The 19,357-nt window shown below is 73.0% G+C and carries 17 protein-coding genes; 14 read left to right on the top strand and 3 right to left on the bottom strand.

Features of this window, described 5'->3' with window-relative positions; translation table 11 throughout:
- Window positions 1-38: 38 nt before the first annotated feature.
- Window positions 39-968, top strand: a complete 930-nt coding sequence (locus ACI2LY_RS06460; protein ID WP_404706150.1) for a HipA family kinase — start codon at window positions 39-41, stop codon at window positions 966-968.
- A 10-nt stretch (window positions 969-978) separates the two neighbouring features.
- Window positions 979-1,248 (top strand): SelT/SelW/SelH family protein, encoded by a 270-nt coding sequence (locus tag ACI2LY_RS06455; protein WP_404706149.1) that lies wholly within the window; start codon window positions 979-981, stop codon window positions 1,246-1,248.
- A 6-nt stretch (window positions 1,249-1,254) separates the two neighbouring features.
- Here the strand turns inward: ACI2LY_RS06455 and aceB are convergent, their stop codons facing one another.
- The gene (aceB, locus tag ACI2LY_RS06450) at window positions 1,255-2,877 is read right to left on the bottom strand and encodes a malate synthase A (RefSeq protein ID WP_404706148.1); all 1,623 of its coding nucleotides are present in this window, start codon (window positions 2,875-2,877) and stop codon (window positions 1,255-1,257) included.
- Between the two features lie 65 nt (window positions 2,878-2,942).
- Complete coding sequence (locus ACI2LY_RS06445; protein WP_404706147.1) at window positions 2,943-3,569, bottom strand: NTP transferase domain-containing protein; 627 nt, start codon at window positions 3,567-3,569, stop codon at window positions 2,943-2,945.
- Between the two features lie 154 nt (window positions 3,570-3,723).
- Between ACI2LY_RS06445 and allB the strand changes: the two genes are divergently transcribed.
- From allB to ACI2LY_RS06425, 4 genes are all read left to right on the top strand, one after another.
- Window positions 3,724-5,043, top strand: coding sequence for an allantoinase AllB (allB, locus tag ACI2LY_RS06440; RefSeq protein WP_404706146.1), 1,320 nt, complete (start codon window positions 3,724-3,726; stop codon window positions 5,041-5,043).
- A gap of 37 nt (window positions 5,044-5,080) precedes the next feature.
- The gene (alc, locus tag ACI2LY_RS06435) at window positions 5,081-6,211 is read left to right on the top strand and encodes an allantoicase (RefSeq protein WP_404706145.1); all 1,131 of its coding nucleotides are present in this window, start codon (window positions 5,081-5,083) and stop codon (window positions 6,209-6,211) included.
- Between the two features lie 86 nt (window positions 6,212-6,297).
- Window positions 6,298-6,906, top strand: a complete 609-nt coding sequence (locus ACI2LY_RS06430; RefSeq protein WP_404706144.1) for a dihydrofolate reductase family protein — start codon at window positions 6,298-6,300, stop codon at window positions 6,904-6,906.
- A 139-nt stretch (window positions 6,907-7,045) separates the two neighbouring features.
- A complete protein-coding gene (locus ACI2LY_RS06425) occupies window positions 7,046-7,441 on the top strand; it encodes a ribonuclease domain-containing protein (RefSeq protein WP_404706143.1) in 396 nt (131 codons plus the stop codon).
- Window positions 7,442-7,516: 75 nt separating this feature from the next.
- On the opposite strand, the gene ACI2LY_RS06420 is transcribed toward ACI2LY_RS06425, so the two are convergent.
- On the bottom strand, window positions 7,517-8,539 hold the full coding sequence (locus ACI2LY_RS06420) for a Gfo/Idh/MocA family oxidoreductase (RefSeq protein ID WP_389002330.1): 1,023 nt from the start codon (window positions 8,537-8,539) through the stop codon (window positions 7,517-7,519).
- Between the two features lie 119 nt (window positions 8,540-8,658).
- On the opposite strand from ACI2LY_RS06420, the gene ACI2LY_RS06415 reads away from it, so the two are divergent.
- The 8 genes from ACI2LY_RS06415 (at window position 8,659) to ACI2LY_RS06380 (ending at window position 19,318) form a co-directional block, all read left to right on the top strand.
- Window positions 8,659-9,408: a GntR family transcriptional regulator gene (locus ACI2LY_RS06415; protein WP_389003165.1), complete on the top strand. Its 750-nt coding sequence runs from the start codon at window positions 8,659-8,661 to the stop codon at window positions 9,406-9,408.
- A 207-nt stretch (window positions 9,409-9,615) separates the two neighbouring features.
- On the top strand, window positions 9,616-10,632 hold the full coding sequence (locus ACI2LY_RS06410; protein ID WP_404706142.1) for a sugar ABC transporter substrate-binding protein: 1,017 nt from the start codon (window positions 9,616-9,618) through the stop codon (window positions 10,630-10,632).
- Window positions 10,629-11,705 carry an ABC transporter permease gene (locus ACI2LY_RS06405; RefSeq protein ID WP_404706141.1) on the top strand — a complete coding sequence of 359 codons (1,077 nt, stop codon included), beginning with the start codon at window positions 10,629-10,631 and terminating at the stop codon, window positions 11,703-11,705. Before ACI2LY_RS06410 ends, ACI2LY_RS06405 begins: the two co-directional genes overlap by 4 nt.
- Window positions 11,702-12,493 (top strand): ATP-binding cassette domain-containing protein, encoded by a 792-nt coding sequence (locus tag ACI2LY_RS06400; protein WP_404706140.1) that lies wholly within the window; start codon window positions 11,702-11,704, stop codon window positions 12,491-12,493. The genes ACI2LY_RS06405 and ACI2LY_RS06400 overlap by 4 nt, the downstream gene beginning before the upstream one ends.
- A 100-nt stretch (window positions 12,494-12,593) precedes the next feature.
- On the top strand, window positions 12,594-13,739 hold the full coding sequence (locus ACI2LY_RS06395) for an ROK family glucokinase (protein ID WP_389002318.1): 1,146 nt from the start codon (window positions 12,594-12,596) through the stop codon (window positions 13,737-13,739).
- Window positions 13,736-14,317 carry a sugar kinase gene (locus tag ACI2LY_RS06390; RefSeq protein ID WP_404706139.1) on the top strand — a complete coding sequence of 194 codons (582 nt, stop codon included), beginning with the start codon at window positions 13,736-13,738 and terminating at the stop codon, window positions 14,315-14,317. Before ACI2LY_RS06395 ends, ACI2LY_RS06390 begins: the two co-directional genes overlap by 4 nt.
- 91 nt (window positions 14,318-14,408) lie before the next feature.
- Entirely contained in the window at window positions 14,409-17,255 is a 2,847-nt protein-coding gene (locus ACI2LY_RS06385; protein ID WP_404706138.1) for a DEAD/DEAH box helicase, read from the top strand.
- Window positions 17,252-19,318: an SWIM zinc finger family protein gene (locus ACI2LY_RS06380; RefSeq protein WP_404706137.1), complete on the top strand. Its 2,067-nt coding sequence runs from the start codon at window positions 17,252-17,254 to the stop codon at window positions 19,316-19,318. Before ACI2LY_RS06385 ends, ACI2LY_RS06380 begins: the two co-directional genes overlap by 4 nt.
- The last annotated feature ends 39 nt before the right edge of the window (window positions 19,319-19,357 follow it).

The following is a 19,357-nucleotide window of genomic DNA, read 5'->3' as shown; positions in this document are numbered from 1 at the left end:
TCTCCCTGGTGATCACCCTTGGTTACTATGGTCACTTCATGTGGGAGGTGGGAAGCGTGCGAGATGTCACCTCGACCCGCTACGTCGCGGCCCTGCGCTCCGGCGGCTCGGTGCCCGGAGTCGTCGAGGCCGACGATCTGGGTACCTACGTCGTGAAGTTCACCGGCTCCGCGCAGGGCCACAAGGCGCTGGTCGCCGAGGTGATCGTCGGTGAGCTGGCCCGCGCCCTGGGCCTGCGCTTCCCCGAGCTGGTGCTCGTGCACTTCGACCCCGTCGTGGCCGCCGACGAGCCGCACCAGGAGGTGCGCGAGCTGCACGCCGCCAGCGCGGGCGTCAACCTCGGCATGGACTATCTCCCGGGCGCCCGCGACCTCACCCCCGAGCTGGCCCGGCACTTCCCGGTGGACCCGCTGGAGGCGGGCCGGATCGTCTGGCTGGACGCGCTCACCGCCAACGTGGACCGCACCGTCCACAGCTCCAACCTCATGGTCTGGCCGACCTTCGGCATCGCGCCCCCGCGCCTGTGGCTCATCGACCACGGCGCCGCCCTCGTCTTCCACCACCGCTGGGACACCACCGACCCCGGCCGGAAGTACGACTTCCGCCACCACGCCCTCGGCCAGTACGGCCCCGACGTGCGCGCCGCCGACGCCGAGCTGGCCCCGAAGGTCACCGAGGAGTTGCTGCGCGGCATCCTCGCCGAGGTGCCCGACGCCTGGCTCACCGACGATCCCGCCTTCGCCACCCCCGACGAGGCCCGCGCCGCCTACGTCGACCACCTGCTGGCCCGCGCCCGGCTGTCCGCCGAGTGGCTGCCCACCGACTTCCCCGACCGCGCGGAACTCGCCGCCGAGGAGGCCGCCCGCGCCGAGCGGTCCCAGCGGGGGCGCCCGGACTGGCTCAAGCGGGTCCCCGACCTGCACGGCCGTCCCGCGGCGGAACAGGACTGGTCGGTACACCTGGGATGAAAGGACCTTCGTGAGTCACCGAGTCGAGATCGAGTACTGCACCCAGTGCCGCTGGCTGCCCCGCGCGGCCTGGCTGGCGCAGGAGCTGCTCACCACCTTCGAGACCGAGCTGGGCGAACTCGCCCTCAAGCCCGGCACCGGTGGCGTCTTCGTCGTCCGGGTGGACGGCGAACCGGTCTGGGACCGCCGTGAGCAGGGCTTTCCCGAGCCCACGGCGGTCAAGCGGCTGGTGCGCGACCGGGTGGCGCCGGAGCGGTCCCTCGGCCACTCGGACAAGTGAGGCCGCTCAGCCGGTGAGCCGCCGGTAGGCCGGAAGGGTGAGGAAGTCGGCGTACTCCTCGTCCAGCGCCACCGTCAGCAGCAGGTCGTGCGCCTCCTGCCAGTGCCCGGCCGCGAACGCCTCCGCGCCGATCTCTGCCCGCACCGCCGCCAGCTCGGCAGCGGCCAGCGAGCGGGCCAGCTCGGGGGTGGCGCGCTCACCGTTCTCGAACACCACGCCCGCGTCGATCCACTGCCAGATCTGCGAGCGGGAGATCTCGGCGGTGGCCGCGTCCTCCATCAGGTTGAAGATGGCCACCGCGCCGAGCCCGCGCAGCCACGCCTCGATGTACCGGATGCCGACCTGCACCGCGTTGACCAGCCCGGCGTACGTCGGCTTCGCCTCCAGCGAGCCGATGTCGATCAGGTCGGCCGCCTCCACGTGGACGTCCTCGCGCAGCCGGTCCTTCTGGTGCGGGCGGTCGCCGAGCACCTTGTCGAAGGACTCCATGGCGATCGATACCAGGTCCGGGTGGGCCACCCAGGAGCCGTCGAAGCCGTCGGCCGCCTCACGGTCCTTGTCCGCCCGCACCTTCTCGAAGGCCACCTTGTTCACCTCGGCGTCCTTGCGGGACGGGATGAACGCCGCCATCCCGCCGATCGCGTGCGCGCCCCGCTTGTGGCAGGTGCGGACGAGGAGTTCGGTGTACGCGCGCATGAACGGCGCCGTCATCGTGACCAGGTTGCGGTCCGGCAGCACGAACTCCGGCCCGCCGTCACGGAAGTTCTTCACGATGGAGAACAGATAGTCCCAGCGGCCCGCGTTCAACCCGGAGGCGTGGTCGCGGAGTTCGTAGAGGATCTCCTCCATCTCGTACGCGGCCGTGATCGTCTCGATCAGCACGGTGGCCCGTACGGAGCCCTGTGGGATGCCGAGTTGGTCCTGCGCGAAGACGAACACGTCGTTCCACAGCCGGGCTTCGAGGTGGGACTCGGTCTTCGGCAGGTAGAAGTAGGGGCCCTTGCCCAGCTCCAGCAGGCGGGCGGCGTTGTGGAAGAAGTACAGGCCGAAGTCGACCAGGGCGCCCGGAATCGGCTCCCCGTCGGCGCCCACGAGGTGCCGCTCGTCCAGATGCCAGCCGCGCGGACGCATCACGACCGTCGCCAGCTCCTCCTGCGGGCGCAGCGCGTACGACTTGCCGCTGCGGGCGTCGGTGAAGTCGACGCGGCCCGCGTAGGCGTCGGTCAGGTTGAGCTGGCCGAGGATCACGTTCTCCCAGGTGGGGGAGGAGGCGTCCTCGAAGTCGGCGAGCCAGACCCTGGCGCCCGAGTTGAGGGCGTTGACCGTCATCTTGCGGTCGGTCGGGCCGGTGATCTCCACCCGGCGGTCCTGCAGCGCGGGCGGCGCCGGGGCCACCCGCCAGGAGTCGTCGGCCCGGACATCGGCCGTCTCGGGCAGGAAGTCCAGGGTGCCGGTACGGGCGATCTCGGCGCGGCGCTCGGTCCTGCGGGCCAGGAGTTCGTTCCGGCGCGGGGTGAACCGCCGGTGCAGCTCCGCGAGGAAGTCCAGCGCCGGGCCGGTGAGGACCTCCTCCTGGCGGGGGAGCGGCTCGGCGTCGACGACGACCGGCGGGGACGCGGGTGCGGACATGAGCGGTCACTTCCTCCGTGGCGGGCGGGTCGGACTGGGCAGCGTAATTTCCTGATCGCCGAAGCTCAATGGGCCCCGCCGGGGCGCAGCCTGCCGAGGTCGGCCCCGGTGTCGATGTCGTACGGCTCGGCCACGTCCCCGCACTCCACGAGCCGGATCTCGGCGGAGTGCCGCCGCAGATACGCGCGGGCCCCCTGATCACCCTGGGCGGCCGCGGCCACACCGGCCCAGTGGGCGGCGCCCAGCAGCACCGGGTGGTTGCGCCTTCCGCCGTACGCGGCCGACACGAGGGAGGTCTCGCCGGTGAAGGAGTCCAGCACCCGTGCGTACGCCTCGGGGCTGATGCCCGGCTGATCGACGAGGCTCACGAGAGCGCCGCGTGCGTCCGTGCCCGTGAGGGAGCGAAGGCCGACGCGGAGGGAGGACCCCATCCCCTCGTCCCAGCCGGGGTTGTCCACGATCACGCATCCACTCAACTCGGCCTGTGCGCGCACCTCTTCGGCTCCCGCCCCGAGCACCACGTGCACGCGGGTACACCCGGCCTCCCACAGGGCGCGCGCCGCCCGCTCGACCAGCAGGGCGCCGTTGTGGCGCAGGAGGGCCTTGGGGCTCCCGCCGAGCCGCCGCCCTCCTCCGGCGGCGAGCAGCAGCCCGGCGACTCGGGGGTGGCGGGGGGCTCGGTCGGGTGTCATGGGAACAGCATGCAGGCACACGGGCCGGCCTCAGTGCCTGGCACCCTTGACTCGCGCCCGAGCGTGCGGCAAGACTCCTTCAACAGAACGTTGAAGTCCGTTACATGGGTGTTAACACCGTTTCCTGGACGTGAACGGCGGAGAGGGGTTTCGGGTGTCCGACGTCGAGCTGGCGCTGCGTTCCACGCGTGTCGTCACCCCGGAGGGAATGCGGCCCGCGACGGTCACCGTCGCAGGCGGGACGATCGAGGCCGTGCTGCCGTACGAGGCGAAAATTCCGGCCGTCGAACTGGATGACGACGCCCTGCTGCCCGGCCTGGTCGACACGCACGTACACATCAACGACCCCGGCCGTGCCGAATGGGAGGGCTTCTGGACCGCGACCCGCGCGGCGGCGGCCGGGGGCATCACCACGCTCGTCGACATGCCGCTGAACTCCCTCCCGCCGACCACCACGGTCGACCACCTCCGGGTGAAGCGGGCGGCGGCCGAGGGGCGGACCCATGTCGACGTCGGCTTCTGGGGCGGCGCGCTGCCGGGCAACGTCAAGGACCTGCGCCCGCTGCACGAGGCCGGGGTGTTCGGGTTCAAGGCGTTCCTCTCGCCGTCCGGCGTGGACGAGTTCCCGCAGCTGGACGGTGCCCAACTGGCCCGTTCCCTGGGCGAGATCGCCGGATTCGGCGGACTGCTGATCGTGCACGCCGAAGACCCGTCCCACCTCACGGACGCCCCCGCCGGACCGGCGTACGCGGGCTTCCTCGCCTCCCGCCCACACGCGGCCGAGACCGACGCCATCGCTCAACTGCTGGACCTGGCAAGGCGGTTGGACGCACGCGTGCACGTACTCCATCTCTCCTCCGCCGCCGCGCTCCCGCTGATCGCCGCCGCCCGCGCGGACGGCGTCCGGGTCACCGTGGAGACCTGTCCGCACTACCTCACCCTGAGCGCCGAGGAAGTCCCGGACGGGGCGAGCGAGTTCAAGTGCTGTCCGCCCATCCGTGAGGCCGCCAACCGTGACCTGCTCTGGCAGGCGCTCGCGGACGGCACCATCGACTGCGTCGTCACCGACCACTCGCCCTCCACCGCCGACCTCAAGACACCGGACTTCGCCACCGCCTGGGGCGGCATCTCCGGCCTCCAATTGAGCCTTCCGGCGATCTGGACCGAGGCACGGACCCGCAGACACCAACTGACCGACGTGGTGCGCTGGATGTCCGCCCGGACCGCCGCGCTCGCCGGTCTCGACCGCAAGGGCGCCATCGCGCCGGGCCGGGACGCCGACTTCGCCGTCCTCGCCCCGGAGGACACCTTCACCGTGGACCCGGGCCGCCTCCAGCACCGCAACCCGGTCACCGCGTACGCCGGGAAGACCCTGCACGGTGTGGTGAGGTCCACCTGGCTGCGCGGCCAACAGGTGTACAGCCAAGGTGAGTTCACCGAGCCCCAGGGCCGCCTGCTCACCCGTGGCGGCTGAGCCCCGCATCCCCCCGCCGAAAGGACCCCCGATCACCGTGACGGCGCAGCAACCCCCCACCCCGCCCCACTTCACCGGCGACGCGGCTCCCTACGGCGGCGGCGACCCCTACGCGGACTACCGCACCGCCGACTTCCCCTTCACCCACCACCCCGACCTCGCCGACCGGCGCCTGGGGGCCGGAGTGATCGCCGCCAACGACGAGTTCTTCGCTGAGCGGGAGAACCTGCTGCTGCCCCACCACGCCGAGTTCGAGCCCGGCCGCTTCGGCCACAAGGGCAAGATCATGGACGGCTGGGAGACCCGCCGCCGACGCGGCACCAGCGCCGAGGAGCCCTGGCCGGGCGCCGACGACCACGACTGGGCGCTGATCCGGCTCGGCACACCCGGAGTGATCCGGGGGATCGTCGTGGACACCGCGCACTTCCGGGGCAACCACCCGCAGGCCGTCTCCGTCGAGGCGACCTCGGCGCCCGGCACCCCGTCCCCCGAGGAACTGCTCGGCGACGGCGTGAAGTGGACGACGCTCGTCCCGCGCACCCCGGTCGGCGGCCACGCGGCGAACGGCTTCACCGTCTCCGCGCCCCAGCGCTTCACCCACCTGAAGCTGAACCAGCACCCGGACGGCGGTGTCGCCCGGCTGCGCGTGCACGGCGAGATCGTCCCGGACCCGGAGTGGCTGGCGACGCTCGGCACCTTCGACGTGGCCGCGCTGGAGAACGGCGGCCGGGCCGAGGACGCCTCCGACCGCTTCTACTCCCCGGCCGCCAACACCATCCGGCCCGGCCGCTCCCAGCGGATGGACGACGGCTGGGAGACCCGGCGCCGCCGCGACCGGGGCCACGACTGGATCACGTACCGGCTGACCGGGCAGGCGAGCATCCGGGCCGTCGAGATCGACACGGCGTATCTGAAGGGGAACAGCGCGGGCTGGGCCTCGGTGTCGGTGCGGGACGGCGAGAGCGGCGAGTGGACGGAGATCCTGCCGCGCACCCGGCTCCAGCCGGACACCAACCACCGCTTCCCGCTCCCGGCCCCCGTCGTCGGCACGCACGCGCGCGTGGACATCCACCCGGACGGCGGCATCTCCCGGCTGCGCCTCTTCGGCTCCCTCACCGAGAGCGGCGCGAGCCGCCTGGCCGCCCGGTACCGGGAACTGGACGGCTGACGCCCGCCGGGGGGACCGATGAGTTGCGGTCCCGCGCGGGGTCTGCACCGTTGACAGCACGACCCCGCACCCGGAAGAAGGCACCCATGGGCAAGCTCGTATCCACCGTCTTCGTCTCGCTCGACGGCGTTTACCAGGCCCCCGGCGGCCCCGAGGAGGACACCAGCGGCGGCTTCGGCCAGGGCGGCTGGACCTTCCCGTACGCCGACGACGACTTCGGCGGCTTCGTCGACGAGAGCTTCGGCCGGGTCGGCGCCTTCCTGCTCGGCCGCCACACCTACGACATCTTCGCGGGCTACTGGCCGAAGGTCACCGACCCCGGGAACCCGGTCGCGGCCAAGCTGAACGCGCTGCCGAAGTACGTCGTCTCCGCGACCGTCGAGAACCCCGAGTGGGTCGGTACCACCGTGCTCTCCGGCGACCTCGGCAAGGAGGTCCAGGCGCTGAAGGAGCGCACCGAGGGCGAACTCCAGATTCACGGCAGCGGGGCGCTGGTCCGGGCGCTGGTCAACCTGGGTCTGATCGACACCCTGCACCTGCTGACCTTCCCCGTGGTGCTCGGCGAGGGCCGCCGCCTGTTCGTGGAGGGAGCCGTCCCCACCCGCTTCCGGCACGCGGGCGGCAAGGTCACCGGCAAGGGGGTCTCCATCCAGTCGTACGACCTCGACGGCCGCCCCGAGTACGGCTCTTTCTAGTCGGTCGACGGGATGCCAACAGGAGCCCGAACAGCTCCTGTTGGCGCAGGTTAACTCCGTGCGAACTCATCGGACCTGCCGGGAAAATCCACATCTCCGTCATTGACATGAACGTGTCTACGCGCGTCATCATGAATCCATGAGATTCCCCCCACGCACCACTCGTATCGGCGCTGCGGCGGCCCTCCTCTCCGCCCTCCTCGTCGGCGGCACCGTCTCCGCCACCACCGCGGACGCGGCCACCGCGTCGGTCGGCAGCATCTGCTACGGCTCCCTGCCGTCCCAGGCGCACGACACCCTCGACCTCATCGCGCAGGGCGGCCCCTACCCCTACTCCCAGGACGGCGTGGTCTTCCAGAACCGCGAGGGCGTCCTGCCGGGCCAGTCCTCCGGGTACTACCACGAGTACACGGTCAAGACCCCCGGCGAATCCACCCGCGGCGCCCGCCGCATCGTCACGGGCCAGCAGACCGAGGAGGACTACTACACCTCCGACCACTACGCCACGTTCGACCTCGTCGACTACGGCTGCTGACACCCCCGTTCGACCCGCCCCGCGACTCTTCCCCCCACACCAGGAGTCGCGGGGCGGGGTCATGTCCGGGGCGGCTCAGATGTAGGAGGGCTCCACCCGGTCCGGAACCTCCGCCAGCGCCACCGCTCTTCGCTCGTGCCGCGAGATCTCGCACGCCTCCGCGATCCGCAGGGCCTGCAACGCCTGCCAGCCGTCACAGGGGTTGGGGCGTTCACCGCGTACCACGTCGACGAAGGCGCAGAGTTCCGACGCGTAGGCGGTGCCGAAGCGTTCGAGGAAGCCGGGCCAGGGTCTGTCGGCCGGAGGCGGGCCCGTCGGTTCGGTGGAGGCGACGGGGGTGCGGTCGTCCAACCCCACGACCACCGTGTCGAGTTCGCCGGACAGCTCCATGCGCACGTCGTAACCGGCGCCGTTGAGGCGGGTCGCGGTCGCCGTGGCCAGGGTGCCGTCGTCCAGGGTGAGCAGGGCCGCGCCGGTGTCGACGTCTCCGGCCTCGCGGAACATCGGGGGACCGGCGTCCGAGCCGGTCGCGTACACGTCGACCACCTCGCGGCCGGTCACCCAGCGCAGGATGTCGAAGTCGTGGATCAGGGTGTCCCGGAACAGGCCGCCGGACAGCGGCAGCCACTCGCGCGGGGGCGGGGACTGGTCGGAGGTCAGGGCGCGCACGGTGTGCAGCCGCCCGAGCCGACCCGAGCGCACCGCCTCACGGGCGCCGACGTACCCCGCGTCGAAGCGCCGCTGGAACCCCATCTGGAGCACGGTCCCGGCCGCCGCGACCTCGGCGAGCGCGTGCAGGGTGCCGGGCAGGTCGAGCGCGATCGGCTTCTCGCAGAACACCGGCAGCCCGGAGCGGGCCGCGCGGCCGATCAGCTCCGCGTGCGCCGCCGTCGCCGTGGTGATCACCACCGCGTCCACGCCCCAGTGGAAGACCTCGTCCACGCCCGGCGCCGCGGTCTCGCCCAGCCGGTGCGCCAGCTCCTGCGCGCGTAACGGATCGGAGTCCGTCAGGATCAGCGATCCGACCTCCCGGTGGCGGCTCAGTGTGTTGGCGTGGATGGCCCCGATACGGCCGGTCCCGATGACCCCGATGCGCATGAGGACACATTGAGGGGGAACAACGTGCACCTGTCAATCAAAATGTCAGGACAACCGGACTTCACGACTTCCCGTCATCCGGGCGCCGGACTACGCTCGGGCCCGTGCCGAAACCAGATGTGGACCCGACCGCGCCGCTCGATCTCCGCGTGGACCGAAGCTCCCCGGTGCCGCTGTACTTCCAGCTCGCGCAGCAGCTGGAGGCCGCCATCGAGCGCGGCGCCCTCACTCCCGGCAGCCTGCTCGGCAACGAGATCGAGCTGGCCGCCCGGCTCGGCCTGTCCCGGCCCACCGTCCGCCAGGCCATCCAGTCCCTCGTCGACAAGGGCCTGCTGGTGCGCCGCCGGGGCGTCGGCACCCAGGTCGTGCACAGCCAGGTCAAGCGCCCGCTGGAACTGAGCAGCCTCTACGACGACCTGGAGGCGGCCGGACAGCGGCCCGCCACCAAGGTCCTGGTCAACACGGTCGTCCCGGCCACCGCCGACATCGCCGCCGCGCTCGGTGTCACCGAGGGCGGCGACGTACACCGCGTCGAGCGGCTGCGGCTGGCCCACGGCGAGCCGATGGCGTACCTGATCAACCATCTGCCGCTCGGCCTGCTGGACCTCGACACCGCCCGGCTGGAGGCCACCGGCCTGTACCGGCTGATGCGCTCGGCCGGGATCACCCTGCACAGCGCCCGCCAGTCCATCGGCGCCCGCGGCGCCACCCCCGCCGAGGCCGACCGGCTCGCCGAGGCCGAGGGCGCCCCCCTGCTCACCATGAGGCGCGTCACGTTCGACGACACCGGCCGCGCGGTCGAGCACGGCGACCACACCTACCGTCCGGCCCGGTATTCCTTCGAGTTCCAGCTCCTCGTACGCCCCTGAGCCATCCCCGGCCGCGTCACATTGTCCGGACAAACACCCCGTCAGGGGCGCCCCGGGCAGGTGACGAGTGTTCCCCGTGTTCGATACTGAAGTGTTTGGGGGCAGGTGGAGGCACCGCCGGGACGACCGGACCGGTGCGCCGCCCGCCCCTCTCGCATGCAGAGCACGTAAAGCACCTCAGAACACGGCAAGAAGGGGCACGGCCTCGTGGCACGGTTTCAGAACCGGGTAGGCATGACGGTGGCAGGAGCGTTCGCACTGCTCGCCTGCGTCTCGCTGACCGCCTGCAGCAGCACCGGCGGCAAGAAGGCCGAGGACGCCCGCAAGGCCGCCACGGCCCAGGGCAGGGCAGCGGTGACCACCCCCCGCTGGACCATCGCGATGATCACCCACTCCGGAGACGGCGACACCTTCTGGGACATCGTGCAGAGCGGCGCCAAGCAGGCGGCGATCAAGGACAACATCAAGTTCCTGTACTCGCACGACGACGAGGCCCAGCAGCAGGCCCAGCTGGTGGACGCCGCGATCGACAAGAAGGTCGACGGGATCATCGTCAGCCTCGCCAAGCCCGACGCCCTCAAGGCGGCCGTGGCCCGCGCCCACAAGGCCGGTATCCCGGTGGTCACGGTCAACTCCGGCTCGGCGCAGTCCAAGGCGTTCGGCGCCCTCAGCCACATCGGCCAGGACGAGACCATCGCCGGTGAGGCCGTGGGCGAGGAGCTGAACAAGCGCCACCGGAAGAACGCCCTGTGCGTCCTGCACGAGCAGGGCAACGTCGGCCACGAGCAGCGCTGCGACGGCGTGGAGAAGACCTTCCACGGCAAGGTCCGCAAGCTCTACGTCAACGGCACCAACATGCCCGACGTCCAGTCCGCCGTGGGCGCCAAGCTCCAGGCCGACCGGGACGTGGACGCCGTCGTCACCCTGGGCGCCCCCTACGCCGACACCGTGGTGAAGGCCAAGGAGGACGCGGGCAGCAAGGCCGAGGTCGACACCTTCGACCTCAACGCCAAGGTCGCCGCCGAGCTGAAGGACGGCACCCTCGGCTTCGCCGTCGACCAGCAGCCCTACCTCCAGGGCTACGAGGCGGTCGACCTGCTGTGGCTGTACAAGTACAACGGTGACGTCCTCGGCGGCGGCAGGCCCGTCCTGACCGGCCCGCAGATCATCACCAAGGACCAGGCGGGCGCGCTCGCGGCGTACACCGATCGGGGCACCCGATGAGCACCACCACCGACATCCGGCCCACCGGGGGCCCGGCACCCGGCGGCGACCGGCCCCACGACGAACGCCTGCTGCGCACCTCCCCGCTGCGCAAGCTGCTGTCCCGGCCCGAACTGGGCTCGGTCGTCGGCGCCCTCGCCGTCCTGGTCTTCTTCGCGGTCGCCGCCGACGGCTTCCTGCGCGCGTCCAGCATCAGCACCGTGCTGTACGCCTCCTCGACCATCGGCATCATGGCCGTGCCCGTGGCCCTGCTGATGATCGGCGGCGAGTTCGACCTCTCCGCGGGCGTCATGGTCACGTCCTCCGCGCTGATCTCCTCGATGTTCAGCTACCAGATGACGGCCAACATCTGGGTCGGCGCGGGCGTGTCCCTGCTGGCCACGCTGGCGGTCGGCGCGTTCAACGGGTTCATGCTGACCCGCACCAAGCTGCCCAGCTTCATCGTCACGCTCGGCACGTTCCTGATGCTCACCGGCATGAACCTCGGCTTCACCAAGCTGATCGACGACACCGTCTCCACCAAGTCCATCGGTGACATGGAGGGCTTCCCGAGCGCCCGAGCGGTCTTCGCCTCGACGCTCAGCCTGGGCGGGGTCGACATCAAGATCACCGTGCTGTGGTGGCTCGGCCTGGTCGCTCTCGCCTCCTGGGTGCTGCTGCGCACCCGCGTCGGCAACTGGATCTTCGCGGTCGGCGGCAACGAGGACGCGGCCCGCGCGGTCGGCGTCCCCGTCGCCAAGACCAAGATCGGCCTCTACATGGGCGTCGCGTTCGGCGCCTGGGTGTCCGGGCAGCACCTGCTGTTCTCCTTCGACACCGTCCAGTCCGGCGAGGGTGTCGGCAACGAGCTGATCTACATCATCGCGGCCGTCATCGGCGGCTGCCTGATCACCGGCGGCTACGGCAGCGCCATCGGCTCGGCGGTCGGCGCGCTGCTGTTCGGCATGACCAGCAAGGGCATCGTCTTCGCCGAGTGGAACCCCGACTGGTTCAAGTTCTTCCTCGGAGCGATGCTCCTCCTGGCGACCCTGCTCAACACCTGGGTCCGCAAGCGCGCGGAGGCCACCAAATGACCGTCACCGAAGAGCGCACGCCCCTGGTCGAGCTGACCGACGTCAGCAAGCACTACGGCAACGTCCGCGCCCTGGAGGGCGTCTCCCTTCAGGTGCACGCCGGGGAGATCACCTGCGTCCTCGGCGACAACGGCGCGGGCAAGTCCACCCTGATCAAGACCATCGCGGGCCTCCACCAGCACGACGGCGGCACCCTGCGCATCGAGGGCGAGGAGACCCGGCTCGCCTCCCCGCGCGACGCCCTGGACCGGGGCATCGCCACCGTCTACCAGGACCTCGCCGTCGTCTCCCTGATGCCGGTCTGGCGCAACTTCTTCCTCGGCTCCGAGCCCCGCAAGGGCAAGGGCCCCTTCGCGCGCCTGGACACCGATCTGATGCGCCGCACCACCCGCGAGGAACTGCTGCGCATGGGCATCGACCTGCGCGACGTCGACCAGCCCATCGGCACCCTCTCCGGCGGCGAGCGCCAGTGCGTGGCCATCGCCCGTGCCGTCCACTTCGGCGCCAAGGTGCTCGTCCTGGACGAGCCCACCGCCGCCCTGGGCGTCAAGCAGTCCGGTGTGGTCCTCAAATATGTGGCCGCGGCACGGGACGCGGGCCTGGGTGTTGTGTTGATCACCCATAACCCGCACCACGCGCATCTCGTCGGCGACCGCTTCGTGCTGCTGCGCCGCGGCGCCATGGTGGGCAACCACACACGCGACGAGATCACCCTGGACGAACTGACCAAGCAGATGGCGGGCGGAGCGGACCTGGACGCTCTGCACCACGAGCTGAAGCGCGACTGACCGGCGCGGGGCCGCGGGGATTCGCGGCTCCGCCCCTGACCGCGCCGCACTCGGCTGACCGCGCCGCACTCGGCGTGAGCGTGAGGCACAATCGAGCCCGATGAGCACCTACCGCGACCTCGCCGCCCCCATCGGCTCCCGCCGCGCCCCCGTCCTGCGCACGGTGGGCACCCGGGAACGCCGCTCCCACCTGACCGCGCCCCGGGTGCCCACGGTCGGCATCGACATCGGCGGCACCAAGGTCATGGCGGGCGTCGTGGACGCCGACGGCAACATCCTGGAGAAGCTCCGCGCGGAGACCCCGGACAAGTCCAAGAGCCCCCAGGTCGTCGAGGACACCATCGCCGAACTGGTGCTGGACCTCTCCGACCGGCACGACGTGCACGCCGTCGGCATCGGCGCGGCCGGCTGGGTCGACGCCGACCGCAACCGGGTGCTCTTCGCCCCCCACCTGTCCTGGCGCAACGAACCCCTGCGCGACCGCCTCGCCGCCCGGCTGTCCGTGCCCGTCCTGGTGGACAACGACGCCAACACCGCGGCCTGGGCCGAGTGGCGCTTCGGCGCCGGGCGCGGCGAGGACCACCTCGTCATGATCACCCTCGGCACCGGCATCGGCGGCGCCATCCTGGAGGACGGCCAGGTCAAGCGGGGCAAGTTCGGCGTGGCCGGAGAGTTCGGCCATATGCAGGTCGTCCCCGGCGGACACCGCTGCCCCTGCGGCAACCGCGGCTGCTGGGAGCAGTACAGCTCCGGCAACGCCCTGGTACGCGAGGCGAGGGAGCTGGCCGCCGCCGACTCCCCGGTCGCCTACGGGATCATCGAGCACGTCAAGGGCAACATCGGCGACATCACCGGCCCGATGATCACCGAGCTGGCCCGCGAGGGCGACGCCATGTGCATCGAGCTGCTCCAGGACATCGGCCAGTGGCTCGGCGTCGGCATCGCCAACCTCGCCGCCGCCCTCGACCCGTCCTGCTTCGTCATCGGCGGCGGGGTCAGCGCCGCCGACGACCTCCTCATCGGCCCCGCCCGCGACGCCTTCAAGCGCCACCTCACCGGCCGCGGCTACCGCCCCGAGGCCCGCATCACCCGCGCCCAGCTCGGCCCCGAGGCGGGCATGGTCGGCGCCGCGGACCTCGCCCGGCTGGTCGCCCGCCGCTTCCGCCGCGCCAAGCGCCGCCGCGTGGAGCGCTACGAACGCTACGAGCGGTACACCCAGACCCGCCGCGACCGGGACACCGCATGACCACCTCGCTTCCCCACCAGGCGGCCGCCCCCACCACGCCGCAGCCGTCGGGCGAGGACCCGCGCCACCGCGTCAAGCGCCGCGCCCTCACCCTGCTGCTCATCGTGCTGCTCACCGGCGTACCGGCCGGCTACCTGGTGATCTCCGCCAACCAGAGCCGCGACAGCGGCAAGGACAAGGAAGCGAAGTACTCCGCCACCGGCCTCACCCCCGGCTGGCCCTCCAAGGTGCAGCGCCGCCTCTACCAGGTGCCCGTACCGCGCCCTGCCGACCGGCTCGCCTACTACGAGACCAACAACTGGAAGACCAGCCGCCTGTACGTGCAGTTCCGCACCAACGACGCGGGCCTGGACAGCTTCCTCGGCGCCCTCGGCCTGCGCCGGGACCAGCTGAAGCAGGGCGCCGTCACCATCGGCACCCGCGACCGGCAGGTCTCCGGCTGGGACCTCACCGGCCCCGGCCCCTGGTCCGGCTTCACCCACAAGCAGAAGAACCCGGCACCCACCCAGGACGTGGTCGTGAACATGTCCGACCCGCAGTACCCGATGGTGTACGCGGTCTCCCGCACGGTGCCCTGAGCCCGCTCCGGAACCCGTTGTCAGACCCCACCCGTACAGTCGGAGACAGCTCATCCGGCACGGACGGGAGACGACGGGAGGTGAAGGACGCATGAGCGACGGCACGGCCACGGCACAGGCCCCCACGACAGGCCACGCGTGGACCGAGGACACGGTCCCGGCGCGCCTCGCCTGCGTATACCTGCCCGCGCCCCTCCCGCGCGAGGCCCGCATCGCCTTCTGGGACCCCGCGGGCGACCCCCTGCCCGGCCCGGACACCACCGACGAGCTGACCGTCGTACGCCCGCACGGCGCGGGGGTGCGCCGCCGCCAGGTGCCCGCGCTCACCCTGCCCCTCGCCGACGCGCTGCCCCTGCTGGTCCGCGCCCGGCACGACCCGGCCGCCCACCCCGCCACCGCCTGCTGGGGCGCCGCCGCGCTGCACGCCCTGCGGCTGGCCGCGCGCGGGCGCCTGCTGCCCGGCCTCACCCCGAGCGGGCACGACGCCTGGCGCGCCGGACCGCTGGAGCCCGACGACATCGCGCACCTGCGCGCGGTGGCCGCCGCCCTGCCCCCCGAGGGCCACGCCGTGCCGCTGCCCGGCCCCGGACCGCTGACCCTGCCCGAGCCCGAGGCCCTGGTCCGCTCCTTCGTGGACGCCGTCGCGGACACCCTGCCCCGCACCCCCGCCGCCCCGCACGCCGGCGGGCGCCCCTTCGCCGCCCGCGAGCCCCAGCCGCTGCCCGGCGCCCACGACTGGGCCGCCGAGGTCGCCGCGGGCATGGACGCGGGCGTGCGTATCTCGTTGCGCCTGGACCTGTCCGGGTACAGCGTCTTCGACACCGGCGACGACCAGCGGGCGCGGGCCGCCGGAGCCGCCGTCGTCCAGGTCCACAGCCTCGCCGACCCCACCCTGGTGGCCGACGCGGCGACCGTGTGGGCGGGGGACGCGGACGCCTTCGGGCCCCGCGCGCACGTGGACGCCGCCCTCGCCGTCCGGCGCGCGGCCCGCGTGTGGGCGCCGCTGGACCGGCTCGCCGAGCAGGACGTGCCCGACGTGCTCGCCCTGTCCGAGGAGGAGGTCACCGACCTGCTCGGCGTCGCGGCGGCCCGGCTCGCCGCGGCCGGGGTCGCCGTGCACTGGCCCCGCGATCTCGCGAGCGACCTCGCCGCCACCGCCGAGGTCCGCGCCGCCCCCGGCTCCGCGACCGACGGCACCGGCTTCTTCGAGAGCGAGGAACTGCTCAGCTTCCGCTGGCAGCTGGCGCTCGGCGGCGACCCGCTCACCGAGGCCGAGATGGACACCCTCGCCGAGGCCCACCGCCCGGTCGTCCGGCTCCGCGACCGCTGGGTCCTGGTCGACCCCGCCCTGGTCCGCAAGGCCCGCAAGCGCGAACTGGGCCTGCTCGACCCCGTCGACGCGCTCTCCGTCGCCCTCACCGGCACCGCCGAGGTCGACGGCGAGACCGTGGAGGCCGTCCCCACCGGCGCCCTCGCGGCCCTGCGCGACCGGCTGACCGCGGGCATCGCCCCGGCCGAGCCCCCCGCCGGTCTCGACGCGACCCTGCGCGACTACCAGCTGCGCGGGCTCGCCTGGCTCGACCTCATGACCTCCCTCGGCCTCGGCGGCTGCCTCGCCGACGACATGGGCCTCGGCAAGACGATCACCCTCATCGCCCTCCACCTCCGGCGCGCCCGCACCGAGCCGACCCTCGTGGTCTGCCCCGCCTCCCTGCTGGGCAACTGGCAGCGGGAGATCAACCGCTTCGCGCCCGGCGTCCCCGTCCGCCGCTTCCACGGCGCCGACCGCACCCTCGACGGCCTCACCGGCGGCTTCGTCCTCACCACCTACGGCACCATGCGCTCCACCGCCGCCCAGCTCGCCGAGCACCCCTGGGGCATGGTCGTCGCGGACGAGGCCCAGCACGTGAAGAACCCGTACTCCGCCACCGCGAAGGCGCTGCGCACCATCAGGACCCCCGCGCGCGTGGCGCTTACCGGCACCCCGGTGGAGAACAACCTCTCCGAGCTGTGGGCCCTGCTCGACTGGACCACCCCCGGCCTGCTCGGCCCCCTGAAGTCCTTCCGCGCCCGGCACGCGCGCGCCGTGGAGAACGGCGAGGACGCCGAGGCGGTGGAGCGGCTGGCCCGCCTGGTCCGGCCGTTCATGCTGCGCCGCAAGAAGTCCGACCCCGGCATCGTCCCCGAACTCCCGCCCAAGACCGAGACCGACCACCCCGTCCCGCTCACCCGCGAACAGGCCGCGCTGTACGAGGCGGTGGTGCGCGAGTCGATGCTCGCCATCGAGGACGCGAACGGCATCGCCCGCCGGGGCCTCGTCCTCAAGCTGCTGGGCGCCCTCAAGCAGATCTGCGACCACCCAGCGCTCTACCTCAAGGAGGAGCCGTCCCACCCGGACCGGCTCTCCGCCCGCTCCGGCAAGCTCGCCCTGCTGGACGAACTGCTGGACACCGTGCTCGCCGAGGACGGCTCGGTGCTGGTCTTCACCCAGTACGTCGGCATGGCCCGGCTCATCACCGCCCACCTCGCCGATCGCGCGGTCCCCGTCGACCTCCTGCACGGCGGCACCCCGGTGCCCGAGCGGGAGCGGATGGTGGACCGGTTCCAGTCCGGGGAGATCCCGGTCCTGGTGCTCTCCCTCAAGGCGGCGGGCACCGGCCTGAACCTCACCCGCGCGGGACACGTCGTGCACTTCGACCGCTGGTGGAACCCGGCCGTCGAGGAACAGGCCACCGACCGCGCCTACCGCATCGGCCAGACCCAGCCCGTCCAGGTGCACCGCCTCGTCACCGAGGGCACCGTCGAGGACCGCATCGCCGAGATGCTCACCGCCAAGCGCGCCCTCGCCGACGCCATCCTCGGCTCCGGCGAGGCCGCCCTCACCGAGCTGACCGACCGCGAGCTGACCGACCTCGTGTCCTTGCGGAGGCCGACATGAGTTCCGGGGAGAACAGCCCGGCGGAGGAGGCCCGCGAGGCGCTGCGCGCGGCCCGGTCGGGGGAGGACGCCTCCGGGGCGGGGCGCGCGGCGGATGGCGTCGCGTCCGACAAGCTCGGGGGAGCAGCGGCGGAGCTGGGCGGACCCGCGTCGACCCGAAGGGCGGCGGCCGAGACCGAGGCCCGGCCCGGTGAGGTCGCCCGAGCCGCGCTGCGGGCCGCTGTCGCGGCTCGGCGTGAGGGCGCGGAGGCGGACCCCGGCACGGATGCGGACGCCGATGCCGATGCTGATCCCGGTGCCGGTCCCGCTGACCTGCCCACGCCCGCCGACCCTCCGCCGACCCCCGAGCAGCCCACCCCAGCGACCCCGCGCCCCGGCGATGTCGCCCGCGAGGCACTCCGCGCCGCCCGGCGGGAGGCCGAGCGTGGGGAGCGGCGCCCGCGTCGGACCACCCCGCGACCCGCACCCGCGCCCGCCGAAGGTTCCGGGCGGTCTCCCCGTGCCCAAGTCGCGCGTGAGATGCGGGAGTTCCTCAGCAACGCCTTCCGTATGCCCGAATGGGCCGACGGCCCCGAGGACACCGAGGCCCAGCCGCCCGCCGACACCCCTGAGCCCGTCGGCATGGCTGCCCTGCTGAAGGCCGGCCCGGTGCTCCCGCCGCGCCCCAAGTCCCCGGAACCGCACCCCGAGCACGAGCCGACCCCGCCGTCCCCCGGCACCACCCCGACCCGCCCCGAACCCCGTACCGCCGACCCTCGTACCGCCGACCACCCCGCCGCGCCCCCGCAGGTCCCCCCGTCCATGGCCACCCCGCACCGCGACAGCGAACACCGCCGCACCTTCCCCCCGTTCGCCCCCCGCCCCGAGCCGCGGCAGGAGTTCGCCGGGACCTGGTGGGGGCAGGCATGGGTCGACGCGCTGGAGCGAGGCGCGCTGGACGTCAACCGGCTGAGCAGAGGCCGCGGTTACGCCGACGCGGGCCATGTGGACGCGATCACCGTGACACCGGGGCTCGTGCTGGCGTACGTGCGCGGGAGCCGCCCGCGCCCGTACCGGGTGCAGCTGCGGCTGCGGACGCTGGACGACGCGGACTGGGACCGCTTCCTGGACGCGGCGGTCGACAGCCCCGCGGACATCGCCGCGCTGCTCGACAAGGAGCTGCCGCACACCCTGGCCGACCGCGGGGTCCCCCTGCTGCCCCGCCCCGGCGACCTCACCCCGCACTGCAGCTGCCCCGACTCCGGCCGCCCCTGCAAACACGCGGCCGCGCTCTGCTACCAGACCGCCCGCTTGCTGGACGCCGACCCGTTCGTCCTGCTCCTGCTGCGCGGCCGGGGCGAGCGGGAGCTGCTGGAAGCCCTCTCCCAGCGCAGCGCCGCCGACGCGGCCCGTGCCGCACGCGAGCGTGGCCCGGCCGCGCTGCCCGGCGTACGGGCGTCGGAGGCGCTCGCCGGACGCCCGCTCCCGCCGCTCCCGGCACCCCTGCCCCCGCCCGCGCACCCGGAGGCGCCACCGGCGTACCCGGCGGCGCCCGGCGGCCCCGACCCGTTCGCGCTGGACCAGCTGGCCACCGACGCCGCCGCCCGCGCGCACGCGCTGCTCACCACCGGCCGCGACCCGGTGGGCGGACTCACGCTGTGGCAGGACGCCGTACGCCTGGCCGCGGCCCGCCCCGGCTCCGGCCTGACCGCCGCCACCCGCAGCCTGTACGCCACCCTGGCCGCCGCCGTGGACCGCACCCCCGCCGAGCTGGCCCGCGCGGTCGCCGCCTGGCGGCAGGGCGGGCTCGCCGGGCTGACCGTGCTGGAGGAGTCCTGGGACCCGCCCGCGGGCCGTTTCGACCGCGCCCGCCCGCTGCTGCTCGCCGCCGACCTGCCCGCGTTCCGCCCCCGGCGCAACCAGCTCACCCACCCGGCGGGCCACGCCCAACTCCGCCTGGGCCAGGACGGCTTGTGGTACGCGTACGAGTCGGAGCCCGGCCATGACGACTGGTGGCCCCGAGGAGCCCCCGACCTCGACCCGGTCTCCGCCCTCACCACCCTCGACATACCGGACCCGCTCTGAGCGCCGAAGGTGTACCGCCCCGGCACGACCCACCGCCCG

This window comes from Streptomyces sp. NPDC002176 (assembly GCF_044903645.1).
In the GTDB taxonomy this organism is placed as follows: Bacteria; Actinomycetota; Actinomycetes; order Streptomycetales; family Streptomycetaceae; genus Streptomyces.
This window is presented reverse-complemented; position numbering and strand designations above follow the sequence as displayed.

Coding starts and splice junctions, on each gene's coding strand:
- aceB (WP_404706148.1), bottom strand. CDS start 2,877: ATGTCCGCACCCGCGTCCCCGCCGGTCGTCGTCGACGCCGAGCCGCTC.
- ACI2LY_RS06400 (WP_404706140.1), top strand. CDS start 11,702: ATGACCGTCACCGAAGAGCGCACGCCCCTGGTCGAGCTGACCGACGTC.
- ACI2LY_RS06405 (WP_404706141.1), top strand. CDS start 10,629: ATGAGCACCACCACCGACATCCGGCCCACCGGGGGCCCGGCACCCGGC.
- ACI2LY_RS06385 (WP_404706138.1), top strand. CDS start 14,409: ATGAGCGACGGCACGGCCACGGCACAGGCCCCCACGACAGGCCACGCG.
- ACI2LY_RS06445 (WP_404706147.1), bottom strand. CDS start 3,569: ATGACACCCGACCGAGCCCCCCGCCACCCCCGAGTCGCCGGGCTGCTG.
- ACI2LY_RS06425 (WP_404706143.1), top strand. CDS start 7,046: ATGAGATTCCCCCCACGCACCACTCGTATCGGCGCTGCGGCGGCCCTC.
- ACI2LY_RS06390 (WP_404706139.1), top strand. CDS start 13,736: ATGACCACCTCGCTTCCCCACCAGGCGGCCGCCCCCACCACGCCGCAG.
- ACI2LY_RS06460 (WP_404706150.1), top strand. CDS start 39: ATGTGGGAGGTGGGAAGCGTGCGAGATGTCACCTCGACCCGCTACGTC.
- ACI2LY_RS06380 (WP_404706137.1), top strand. CDS start 17,252: ATGAGTTCCGGGGAGAACAGCCCGGCGGAGGAGGCCCGCGAGGCGCTG.
- ACI2LY_RS06395 (WP_389002318.1), top strand. CDS start 12,594: ATGAGCACCTACCGCGACCTCGCCGCCCCCATCGGCTCCCGCCGCGCC.
- ACI2LY_RS06430 (WP_404706144.1), top strand. CDS start 6,298: ATGGGCAAGCTCGTATCCACCGTCTTCGTCTCGCTCGACGGCGTTTAC.
- ACI2LY_RS06420 (WP_389002330.1), bottom strand. CDS start 8,539: ATGCGCATCGGGGTCATCGGGACCGGCCGTATCGGGGCCATCCACGCC.